The 12,963-nt window shown below is 33.0% G+C and carries 5 protein-coding genes; 4 read left to right on the top strand and 1 reads right to left on the bottom strand.

Annotated features, from left to right (window positions below; genetic code table 11):
- Positions 1–117: 117 nt before the first annotated feature.
- A complete protein-coding gene (locus NK213_RS17185; RefSeq protein WP_253351439.1) occupies positions 118–402 on the bottom strand; it encodes a transposase in 285 nt (94 codons plus the stop codon).
- A 133-nt stretch (positions 403–535) separates the two neighbouring features.
- On the opposite strand from NK213_RS17185, the gene NK213_RS17190 reads away from it, so the two are divergent.
- The 4 genes from NK213_RS17190 to NK213_RS17205 all read left to right on the top strand — a co-directional run bounded on the left by NK213_RS17190 (position 536) and on the right by NK213_RS17205 (position 12,752).
- A complete protein-coding gene (locus NK213_RS17190) occupies positions 536–1,858 on the top strand; it encodes a homing endonuclease associated repeat-containing protein (protein ID WP_253351441.1) in 1,323 nt (440 codons plus the stop codon).
- A gap of 423 nt (positions 1,859–2,281) precedes the next feature.
- The gene (locus NK213_RS17195; protein ID WP_253351443.1) at positions 2,282–2,941 is read left to right on the top strand and encodes a hypothetical protein; all 660 of its coding nucleotides are present in this window, start codon (positions 2,282–2,284) and stop codon (positions 2,939–2,941) included.
- A 278-nt stretch (positions 2,942–3,219) separates the two neighbouring features.
- Complete coding sequence (locus NK213_RS17200) at positions 3,220–11,568, top strand: hemagglutinin repeat-containing protein (RefSeq protein ID WP_253351445.1); 8,349 nt, start codon at positions 3,220–3,222, stop codon at positions 11,566–11,568.
- 11 nt (positions 11,569–11,579) lie between these two features.
- Positions 11,580–12,752: an ADP-ribosylglycohydrolase family protein gene (locus NK213_RS17205; protein WP_253351447.1), complete on the top strand. Its 1,173-nt coding sequence runs from the start codon at positions 11,580–11,582 to the stop codon at positions 12,750–12,752.
- Positions 12,753–12,963: the final 211 nt, after the last annotated feature.

Raw genomic sequence — 12,963 nt, forward strand, 5'->3', positions numbered from 1 at the left:
ATGGGTTTATTACTCCTTACCAGGCTAGATTCAATTTCTTTGGATCCTAATGTTCCCATTTTGCTTGACCATTACAAGTAGAGATATGATGTTGAGATTTAAGAGCATATATGGCATCTAATCTTTGTATGAGTGAGGAGTGAATATGGCAATGGCTTTTTTTAAGATAATATTTTCCTCTTCTAAAAGAGCATTTCTTTTTTGAAGTTCTTTGATTTGTTTGATATTAATAGTGGTATCAGAATCAATTTTAATTTGAGAATAAATTTTAATCCATTTACCAATAGTACTAAGAGAAATGCCATATTCACGACAAAGTTCGCTTTGAGACTTACCGTTAAGATGAAGAGTAACAATGCTTTTTTTAAATTCTTCATCATATTTAGGGATTTTAATACCCATAAAAATCATCTCCTCTCATGTACACTTTTAATATACACTATTTTTATTTTTGTGTCTACTTTTATAGGTGTAATCCAATTTGAAAAAATAATAAATTTATGTTAAATTATATAAAAATGCTGTGGAGGATTGAATGGCAGGAAAAATAAAATATACTGAAGAAGAAGTGTTAAAACAACTACAAGATCATTACAAAAGGAACGGAAAAATAACAAGAGATAGTTTTACTAGTGATAAAACAGTGTGTTCATCAATAACAGTGAGAAAAAAATTTGGAAGTTGGAAAAAAGCATTAAAAAAGGCTGGTTTGGAAAGAGAGTACAGAATAATATATAGTGATGAAGAACTATTAGAACAACTAAGAACACATTATAAGAAAAATTCAAAAATATCAGAATTAAGGTTTAATGCTGACAAAATAACGTGTTCATCAATAGCAATCACAAAAAGATTTGGAAGTTGGAAAAAAGCACTGGAGAAAGCAGGATTGAAAAGTAATGATTATACCAAAGAAGATATAATAGAACAATTACGGGGACACTATAAAAGGAATGGAAAAATAACAAGAAAAAGTTTCAGCCTAGATAAAAAGACATGTTCACCGGATACAGTGGCTAATAAATTAGGTAGCTGGCGAGGGGCATTGGAAGAGTTAGGTTATATAAAGTCAAGAGAATATGTAGAATATAATAAAGAGAAGATGCTTCTATTATTGAAAAAAAAGGTAAAAAGTAGAGAGTTAAGTAAAAGACAGGATTTAAACAGGATAAAGGGAATACCTTCAGCTACTTATATAACGAATATATGGAAATGGTCAGAATTAGCAGAATTACTAGAAATAGAGAATCCACGTATTAATTATACAAAAAAAACATTAATAGAAAAGTATAAGCAAATGAAAGAGCGGGAAGAGTATAGAAATAAAAGGATATCAGCAAATGAATATAGCAGAGTTACAGGAGTGGGGATACCAACAATAACAAGACATTTTGGAAGTTGGAATAATTTTTGTATTATAGTAAATAATGAGGGGTGGAACTCAACAGAGATTACTTATACAAATGAAGAGTTATTGGAATTATATTTGAAAGTATCACAAAAATTAGATAAAGAAGAAACAGGAGCAACAGCACAAGAATTAGAGGATGAATTGGGATTTAGTTCAGGAGTCTTTTCAATAAGATTCGGGGGACTCAATAATTTAAGAAGAAAATTAAATTTGGAAGAAAAAAATCAAGGAAAACCAAAGTATATAAAAGAAGAGATAAGAAAGCAACTATTGAAAAAATATGAAGAATATGGAAGGATATTGACAACCAAGGAATTAAAAGAAATTCATAAAAAATCAACTGAAGAAAATAATTGGATATTCCCAGGATATACAACAATATTAAAATATTTTCAAACAACTAAAGTGTCAGAAGTTTGGGAAGAGGTTTTAAGAAATAAAGAATAAGAAAAGAAATTGAATAAAAAACAGAAATATTATCCTTGATTTAAGCCCTTTAAAATTTAGAGACATGGTATACAACTAGTCTTCTCCACAAAAAACGACCTAGAGGCTACAAAAACCCCTTAAATGGATTTTTCTATAACAGTTCGGAATGGAAGTTTTAAAAATCAAAGGTGATCCCTTTTACCCTCCCCCCTGTTTTTGAAAGTGCCATTTAAGCTGTGCAGTTGTTTAGAAAAAAGATTCTATATACTTCGCCTGATAAATCTATGTTAGAATAAAAATATGATATTAGTAAATTAATTAATAAATACTTGTATAAAATAATTAAAAATACATGTTTGACAAATTGATTATTGACTAATTATATGGTAAAATATATCAAAAAATTATGGATATAAATAAAAGGAAATGGTGGAGGAAAATATGAAATTGGAGGAAGTAGCAGAATTATTAAAAAAATATAAGGGAAATTCATGTAAAAATGATAAGCTGATGTTAATATCAGTAATTTTAGGCTTACCAAATGGAGAACAGTCATGCTGCCGGGGGATGTTGGATGAGTTATCAAAAGAGAATACAGAATATGTAGAAATAGCAGAGAATTTATTTGGACGTCGTTCAGAAAAGGGAATGAAAAATGACAGAAACAGGTATAAGCTGTATTCATGTGTAGCACTAGGAAACGAACTGGTAACTAAAATAAATATAAAGAGTATAGAAACAATATTGTCTTTGGAGGAAAGAAATGCAGTTCAGTATAAGGAAGTGCTGGAGCTGTTAAATAAAGGAGAGATGACAAAAAAAGCATTGTATGATTATCTTGATGAAAATGTAAATAAAGAAGAATCATTATATGTGAAAAAAAATGAAATTTTGGATCCGATATCAGCTTTTATAAAAAAAGCAAAGAAGATAGGAACAGGGAAATTTTCAAATAGTTTATCTGAAATGATAAAAAGTATAGGTATTCAGTTATCGGATATATTATCAATCTGGGAAAAAGTACCGGATGTGTTGGAATTGAAAAAGATATTGAAAAACAAACCTAAAACAATGGATACATCGACAGGTTTGTATTTTTAAAATGAAAATTTTAAGTATTTATAGGTATTACAAAATATCTTTATTTTATAGTACCCAGAAATATTTAAAAGATAAAAAGAGGAAAAAATATTTAGTATATTATCTCATAATATAATAATTAGATTAATTAATGGTTTTCATTTTTAATTCGAAACATTATTAAATAATTAAAAACATGAAAAGAGCATAATTTTTAATAAAAGATAAATATACACCTAAAAATTAATAGAAAGGGAGAAGAAGGGAAATGAAATTTAGCAGAAAACAGGAGGACAGTAATGAAGAAAGGTAGATGGGAAAAATTTGTAAATCGTAACATAGCAATAGGTCTTTTACTGGGAATGCTGAACAGCTTTGTGTTTGCAGATATAAGGCTTGATAGGAATGCTAATCAGAATACAAGCATAGACAGAGCCCAGAATAATCAGGCGGTAATAATAAATATAAATACACCGAACAGCAGAGGCATATCAGTTAATGACTTTGAAAATTTCCAGACTAAAGAAGGAGTGGTATTTAATAACTTTGGTGAGGGAGTAGGACGAAGCTACCTTGCAGGAATGATGGCAGCCAATCCCAACCTGAGTAAGGAACAGGCAGCAAGGCTGATACTGAACAGGGTAGGAGGAAATAATAGGGTTGAAATAGAAGCGTTTTTAGAAGTGATGTCTCATGATAAGACTGATGTTTTGTTTTCATCAACGAATGGATTTTATCTTAATAATACAGGCTTTATAAATTTTGATAAAGTAATGTTCACTACATCAAGAGTAGATCTGGACGGAAACGGTAATCTTCTTCCGTTCAATGTGAGAGAGGGAAATATTACAGTAGGAAGAGACGGAATAAATGCAGAGGGAGTAAGGTATCTTGCATTACTTTCAAAAAGTATAAATGTAGACGGGCAGATAAATGCCAAAGATGCAGAAGTGGATCTCATAGCAGGAAATTTTGACTATAATCCTGACACAAAGAACTACACAAAGCAGGGAATAAATAATAATGAGCTTTTGATATCATCATCAGCATATGGAAGTTTGTACGGCAACCAAATCCGTATTGTAGCCGTAAACGGTGATGTCGGCGTCAAGGGAGATGTCATTTCGGAACGTGTATTGAGAATCAATGCAGACGGAACAGTAGTGACTAACAGGACACAGGCTAAAGAGAATATAGAGATAAAGGCTAAGGAATATGTACAGGAGGGTTCCACTTATTCAGAAGGAAAAGTAAGGATAGAAGCTGATAAGGCGGCATTAAACGGCACAGGAACCCAGACAGGGGAACTGGAAGTAACAGGGAATCTTGATAATAACACAACTGTATATTCCAAAGGGAATGTAACAGTAGGCAGAGATGTTAAGAGTAAAGGACAGCTTTTGTCAGAAGGCTCTTTAGAGGTAAAAGGAAATCTTGAATCTGAAAATCTGGTTTATGGGAAAGATAAAGTAACAGTAGGAAAGAATCTTGTAAATAAATCAGATATGCAGAGTGAGAATGACATAAATATAGATGGTGATGTTAGTAATTCAGGTAAAATTCTAGCTGATAAAAATCTGAATATAAAAGGTAATACGGTAAATCAGGGAACTTTATACGGGAAAGACAGTATAAAGATAGATAAGAACTTACAAACAAGCGGGAATATTCAGACTGGCGGAGAATTATCAGCAAAAGACACAGTAAATACAGGAACAATTATTGCAGAAGGAAATATAACAACAGAAAATTTAGATAATTCAGGAGAGATATTAACAAATGAAAAACTTTCCTCAAAAAATATAGAAAATAAAAGTACAGGAAAAACAAATACAGGAAACGGAATAAGTACATCGGGAAATGTGAAGAATCAGGGGACTATGAATACAAATGATGATCTGACAGTAAACGGGAATCTTGAAAACCAGAATATTATAAATGCAGGAGGAACATTAACTGCAAAAGACATAGTGAATACAGGAACTTTGAAAGTATCAGATAAAATAGTATCAAGAGGAGTTACATTCACAAACAGCGGAGAAATACTGACAGAAAATCTTGATGTGGATGTATCGGGAAATATCCTTAACAGCAATAAATTAATAGTTTTGGATAATGCAAAGATAAAGGGAAACAGCATTAATAACCAAAATTATATAAGTGCCACAAACATGGAACTGATAACTTTAAGTTTGACAAACAGTGGAACACTTGCAGCTGATGAGGTCTTGAAAGCTAATAATACCTTTATTAACAACATAGGATATATAGGTTCAAATCAGAAAGTGGAACTGAACAACACGAACCTTACAAACAGCGGAACTATAGAATCAGCAACGGTAAACATGGGAAATCTTTCAGGCTACGGGAATACAGGCTTGATAAGGGGAAACAGTGTAGTGCTGACATCAGGAGGAAACTTAACTCTGAACGGAACATTGCACGGTGAGGATTATCTCCAGATAAACGGTCTTGATATTTTGAATGCTGGAGTAACAACAGGAACAGGATATATAGAGATAAAAGGAAGAGATATTACCAATAATACAGAACTGGCTTCTGAAATAATAGTTTTGGAAGGAACGGGAACTGTAGTAAACAACAGTATGATAACGGGAGAAAACGGAAGAATCACAGGTTACGACATAGTAAATAATGATTTAATAGCCTTCTCAGATCAGCTTGGACTGAAAGCCACAGATAAAATAACAAACAATGCCGGAAAAGCAATATATGGCGGAGAGTTATTAGATATAGAATTTAATACGCTGGAAAATTTAAGCGGTGAACTTCTATCAACAGGACTGATAAACCTGAAAGGAAATTATCTTCTGAATCAGACAGGAATGATACAGAGTTCGCAGGATATCTCTATAGATGTAACAAAGGTAGATAATATAGGTTCTGTATCAGGTCTTAATGATTATGAAATCTATTATGTGACTTGGGACGGACAAATCTATACAGAAGCAGAATTTAACAGTAATTGGGCATTTGGAAGAGAAGAAAATGCAGGTTCAAATGCCGGAAGAGTAAATCATTTTAATTCAATACTGAGTATAGCAAATGCTCAGGGAGGCTTCAATTCTTTACTAGATTACTATTATGGATCAGAAATACGTTCAAGATTTGTGACAGACGGGGAATTTGGTGTAGCAGTATCAGATACACTAATGTATCTGGGAGAATCAATAAAAGGAAAAGTGAAGAGTAATGCAATAACGAATTATGCTAATATATCGGCTGGAAATAATATTACAATAACAGGAAATGAGCTAAATAACAAAGATGGTAAAATATCAGCAGGAAATACAGCAGAATTAACAGTAGGAACCATAACCAATACAACGACTCTGGGAGCAGGAATCCAGCTAAAAGATGGTTATGAGGAAGTAGAATGGCATGGAATAAATAACTCAACAAGACCAGTAAGATACAGAAGATTAATAAAAAACGGGGATATTTCATACGTAACAGGACAGGTAAGTGTAATAGAAGCAAGAAATCTTATCATAAATACGGGAAGTTTGATATTAACTCCTGAAATAGATGCAGACTCACAAATAATAACCGGAAGTACAACAAGCGGAACACTTGTAGCAGGAAAGACAGTGAGTACAGGAGTAAGTAACGGATCAGGAATGATAAATATAGTGAAAAATATGGATCCGATACTTGAAATAAAAGCAACTGGAGTATTGCCGATAAATCCACTGGCAGCCCAAAGCAGTCTTTTTAGTATGTCAAAAGACCCTACATCAAAGTACCTTCTTGAAACAAGAAGTCAGTATATAAATATAGGGAATTTTTATGGAAGTGATTATTACTTATCAAGAATAGGTTATGATGAAAATAGTGACTGGAACAAAGCAAGAAGGCTTGGAGATGCATATTATGAATATCTTCTGGTGACAAGAACAATATCAGAAAAATTAGGAACAAGATTTATAAATGGTTTAAGTGACAGTGAACTTATGAAAGCAATGCTTGATAACTCTGTGGAACTTCAAAAAGACTTACAGCTGACAGTAGGAGTAGCTTTAACGGCAGATCAGGTAAAAGCTCTTAAAAGTGATATTATCTGGTATGAATATGAAGTGGTAAACGGAGAAAAAGTACTGGTACCAAAAGTATATTTAAGTCAGGCAACACTGGCAACAATAGAAACAGACGGAAGAAATAAAATAGGCGGACTTGAATTAACAGTAATAAATGCAGATGAATTAAGAAATAACGGACAGCTTATAGGAAATGGCGGAGTAACATATGTAAATGCTGGAAGAGTGTATAATGTAACAAATACCAATGAGCTTTCAGAAATAAGAGGAAATGAAGTAACGGTAATAGCTACTGCAGGAAACATTGAAAATATAGGTGGAAGAATAAAAGGTATAGGATCAGTAGCACTGGTAGCGGAGAATGGCGATATAATAAATAGTTCAAGTACAAGGACTTCAATTTTGGATAAGGGAGAATATCACAGATCAACAACAGACCATATATTAAGTGTGGGAAGTATAGAATCAGAAGGAACGACATATGTAGAAGGAAAAAACTATACATCTCAGGGAGGAAGTTTAAGCGGAGGAACAACAGTAATAGATGTAAAGGAAAATATTGAAATAGGAAGCTTAATTTTAAATGGAGAGGATAAATTTGGAACAAACAGTAATAATTATCAGTATTACAAAGGATCAAGAGCAGTAGGATCGGAAGTATCAGGGACAGAAAATGTGATCCTTGGAGCAGGGAAAGATATAACTGTCCAAGGAAGTATGGTAGCCTCAGATGGACTGGTACAGATGACAGCAGAAAATATAAATATATTGAACGGGAAAGAAACAGATTATTTAGAGTCTAAGGCAAAATATGGAGGAACATTTTCAAAAACAAGTTCAGAATCAAAGAGTTCACAGGAATCAGCATCAGGGAGTACGATAATAGGAAATAATATAATTCTTGATGCAGAGAAAGATATAAATGTGAGAGCATCAAACCTGATAGCAGTAAAAGACGGGATAGAAAATACCGGCGGGAATATATCAATGACAGCAGGAAATGATGTAAACATACTGGTGGATATGTTGGAAAACAGTTATTATTCTAAGACAAAGACAAGCGGGTTTAGTACAAACTTCTCAAGCGGTGGGGGAGGACTGACAGCAGGAGTAAGTTATAGTAAAAGCAGTCTTGAACAGCAAAGAAACGGGACAACAGCAGCAGTATCAACAATAATATCAGAGGGAAGTGCGGTAATAGATGCAGGAAATAAGGTAAGAACAGAAGCAATGCAGGCTAATATCGGAGAGAACCTTGTAATAAGGGGAACAAACGGAGTAGAGCTTTTGGATGCTAAGGAAGTATTTCAGGAAAAAGTACAGCAGAAGAGTACAACTATAGGATTGACAGCTAGTGTGGGTTCTACTGTTACAAGCTTTATTGATCAGGCAAGTAATATGTATAATAACAAAGATAAATATGGTGTAACAAATACATCAGAGATGATTAATTCAGCAGGAGACGGACTTACATTATACAGAAGCGGAATAAGTGCTTTTAATGATGCCCAGTCAATCTATGACAAACTGGTAACAGGAATACACCCTGCAAATGCTTTGGCAGGAATAACAGCAAATGTATCATTGAGTTTCAGCCAGAGTAAATATGAATCAAATACAAGCGGAACAAATTCGGTAGCAGGAAACATAAATGTAGGAAAGAATTTTATACTGGAATCAGAAGGAGATGTACTACTTGTAAATCAGAAGATAAATATAGGAGAAAACTTTATAGTAGATGCGAGAAACTTTGAAGCAAGAGCAGGGGAAAATACATATTCAAACAATAGCAAGTCAAGTTCGACAGGTGGAAATATAGGGTATGATTTTGCACAGCAGACAATGACAGGCGGAGCAAATATTTCGGGAGGAAAAACAAATACAAGCTCAAAAACATATGATAATACAGTAATAAATACAGGAGGAACTTTTCAGCTTACTACGAAAGAAGATGCAATATTTGCAGGAGTAAATGTAACAGCAGATAAAATAAATTTTGATATTGGAAAAAATCTGAGTATAATATCATTACAGGATGAATATAAGTCAGAAGGAAAGAATTATGGAATAGGCGGGGGTTATAGCCAGAATAACACAACTACAAACAAGCCGGAGCCGGGAGCTTTTACAGGAAATGTAAGTTATGGTCAGAATAACGCAGAGAGTAAATGGGTAAATAATCAGACGAGCATAATAGCCAATAACGGCGGGAACGTAAAAGTTGGGGAAACCCTGACGAATGTTGGAGCAATAATAGGAAGTCTGAGTGAAGAGAATAAATTAAGTATCGAAGCTAACAAAGTGGTGGTTTCTAATCTTGAGGATTATAACAGGGGAGAAAATGCAGGAATTAATGTCAGTGGAATAGGGGTTAATAACAAAGCTCCAATAGGACAGACGGGAGTACAGTATGGTAGCCATGATAAGGAACAGGATACAAAAGCAACCTTTGTTAATACAGAAGTAACAGAAGCAGGGAAGAAGCTGAATTTTGAAGAACTGGGAATAAATACAGATATATCAAAAGCCCAGGTAGTAACAAAAGATGAAGTGGTGGAACAGATAGATACGAATCTTCATACGGATTTACTGAATACAACAACAAGGCAGCAGTTGGCAGAAGATACGAGAAAAGCAGGACATGGGATACTGGATATAATAGATTCGGCAAATAGTGGTGATTTAAAGTATGAAAAGGCAAGATTTGAGAGATATAGTGAGTATTATATAGAAAAGAATCCACAATTTCAGGAATTTAAGGATAATCCTGATAGTAAAAGTGCAGCAGAGATAGAGAAGTTGACCAAAGATTATATAAAGTACATGACTGGGAAAGATGTTGATGTAGTAATAGTGGCAGATGGTACAGGGTCTGGATATATAAGAGGAGATCAACAGGGTGAGGACAAAAAAGATGTATTTAAATTAGATCTGAGAGGACTGGAAGGAGGGTTAGAAGTTTCAAATTTATATGGTCATGAAGCAAGTCACGTAGATGATCATAGAAGAGGAAGAAATGCCGGAGATGAAGAGACTTCAGGAGCAGCAGGAGACAGATTAACAGAAATATTAGGAGAAAATGGAAAAAGCAGTGGTTTTGATATAGAAAAGTGGCTTAGTAATAATGATAATAAACAGGCTTTGATAGATGGCAGAAATATATTGGATTCAAAATATGAGGGCTATGAAATGGAAGGGCATCCATATAAAGCCCCGACAAATCCAAATTATTATTATAACCCAAATCAACCAATGGATAAAAAACCGTCAAATGCGGATGTATACTATGACTACGGCAAGATAATGAAACCAATAGATCCACAGGATATAAAAGATCTGGGAAATGCAGTTATAAGTATATTGAGTCCAAAGAATGAAGAAAAAGAAAATGGTAATAGTAATGGAAACTCATCAAAAGGAAAAAATAAAGATAATTCTTCAAATAAAGTAAGTGAAAAAACTTGTGATACAGAATGTTTTACAAAAAATTTGAATAAAGATTATTACTATAATCCGCTTAATGGGATAATAGAAGAAAAAAATCAGGAGATGTCAAATTATTATAATCCAAGTTACTTTTTAACTGATTTAGATTATAAAGGACTTTTTACAGATGCAGTTAATGATATAACAAAAATCTTAAATCAAAGACCAATAAGTGATGTATTTGGTATAGCGCATACAGATGCAGCAAACAGCGGGAAAATATTACCGGGCTTCAACACCAAAGAAAATTTAGCTATTTTTCAGGAAAAAAATAAAAGTACAGAATTATATAATATATATGATTCTGTGAAACCAGGTGGAATAACAAAAGAAGAAGCAGACAGATTAAATAAGACATTAGGAAATGTACAGGCGGTTTCAACAGTGAGAGATGAATTGCATGTACCACTTCTGGTAACAATTTTTACACAGTTAGGATATGAAGCCTATAATAAAAAATACGGACTTACAGATGTAGGAGGCGGAATACAGGTAGTAGGGAAATATGCACCGGAAGTAGTGGCAAGAGATGTAACAAATAGCATGAATTCAGGGACAGGACAATTGGCGTTGCCATCTCCAGTTAAATATACGGGATTACCGGCGCCAATTATTCCCACTCCTTCTTTAACAGTTAATGAAGTTGATGCACTAGTAAAATATACAGGAAGTTCATATTATGAGAATTTAAATAATTCTTTAAGAGGATTGGACGATATGTGGGTTGAAAATAAAGTGATAAATGACAGTTTAAAGAATGTGATGAATAAGTTTACTCTTCAGGAAGATATGACATTATACAGAGGAACTTCAAAAGATGGTTTAGGAAAACTTAAAAATTTAAAACCCGAAGAAATGGTGGGGGAGATTTTCACTGAATCAGCTTACATGAGTACAAGTATGAAACCAAACATTGGAAGTGATTTTTCAGATGGTGTAACAATCACAATTAAAGCACCTAAAGGAACAAGCGGATTAAATGTAACAAAATTTAGTGAATTTTCTGAAGCAGAAATTTTACTTGATGCAGGACAAAAAATGAAAATAACAAATGCCAAGGTTGTGAATGGGGAGTTACATTTAGAGGTTGAAATACTTAAATAAGGTGGAATAAAATGGATAAAAAGAATAGACAATTATCTATGAAAGAACGTTGGGAAATAGATAGAAAATCAGGAGCAACTTTTTTAGTTTCTTCACCACAGTGTAAAAATTGCTCTAATGTTATAAAAACGGAAGCTATGAAATGTTTAGTGTATACAGATAGAAAACCAAATGATGTTCTCAGGTGTGAAAAGGAGTGTCCAAAATTTAAATCACAAGATCCGATATTAATAGAGAAGAATGATGAAGACTTAAATGATTTACTTTCAGGAATTTTTGGCTTTTGTGTTGGTGATGCATTAGGAGTTCCTGTAGAATTTGAATCAAGGGAAGAAAGAATAAAAGATAAAGTGCGTGAAATGAGAGCTTATGGTACACATCATCAATATTTTGGTACATGGTCTGATGACACATCTCTAACTTTATGTTTAATTGATAGTTTAAAGAATAATTATGATTTAAGGGATATTGCAAGCAAATTTACTGAATTTTATTTTAACAATCTTTGGACACCTTATGGTGAAGTGTTTGATATTGGAAATACAACAGTTTTAGCAATACAGCGAATATCTATGGGAGAACCACTGGAACTTTGTGGTGGTCGTAGTGAAAACTCAAATGGAAATGGTTCTTTAATGCGTATACTTCCATTAGCATATTATCTAAAAAATACAGAAAGTTTGGAAAAAATTAGAATTATTGAAGAAGTATCATCATTAACTCATGCCCATAAAAGGTCAAAACTGGCATGTATAATTTATGTAGAAATGGCAATAAACCTTATTAAAACAAAAGATAAAAGAGAATCATACAAAAAATCTTTAAAGTTTGTAAAAGAATATTGCTTTGAAAAATATCAAGAAGAATTTCCAAATTTTCAGAGATTATTAAACAATGAAATACATTTGTTATCTAAAGAGGAAATTTCATCTTCTGGGTATGTAATAGATACATTAGAAGCTGTAATATGGAGTTTTTTTTCATCTCGTAATTATGAAGAAGCTATATTTACTGCAATAAATTTAGGAGATGATACAGACACAATAGGAGCTCTTACAGGAGGATTGTCAGGAATTTATTATGGATTTGATTCAATAAATGATAACTGGATACAATGTTTAGCCAGAAAAAGTGATATATACGAATTGCTATTGAAGTTTAATAATATAACAGAGAATTTGTAAGAGAAATATTGGATACATTTTAAAAATTTTGTATGAGAGTGTAGTGCTATATATAGGGGTAGGTGCGTTTTTTTGAAAATTTATCACCAAATGTAATTTTTTCTCAATAAATTCAGTACTTGGGTTAGTCCCAGCTGTAATGGTCAAGCAAAATGGGAACATTAGGATCCAAAGAAATTGAATCTAGCCTGGTAAGGAGTAATAAACCCAT

The sequence above is a fragment of the Sebaldella sp. S0638 genome, assembly GCF_024158605.1.
Classification (GTDB): domain Bacteria; phylum Fusobacteriota; class Fusobacteriia; order Fusobacteriales; family Leptotrichiaceae; genus Sebaldella.

Excerpts from the sequence above, each read along its gene's own strand:
- NK213_RS17185 (WP_253351439.1), bottom strand. The coding sequence starts at position 402 with ATGGGTATTAAAATCCCTAAATATGATGAAGAATTTAAAAAAAGCATT.
- NK213_RS17190 (WP_253351441.1), top strand. The coding sequence starts at position 536 with ATGGCAGGAAAAATAAAATATACTGAAGAAGAAGTGTTAAAACAACTA.
- NK213_RS17195 (WP_253351443.1), top strand. The coding sequence starts at position 2,282 with ATGAAATTGGAGGAAGTAGCAGAATTATTAAAAAAATATAAGGGAAAT.
- NK213_RS17200 (WP_253351445.1), top strand. The coding sequence starts at position 3,220 with ATGAAGAAAGGTAGATGGGAAAAATTTGTAAATCGTAACATAGCAATA.
- NK213_RS17205 (WP_253351447.1), top strand. The coding sequence starts at position 11,580 with ATGGATAAAAAGAATAGACAATTATCTATGAAAGAACGTTGGGAAATA.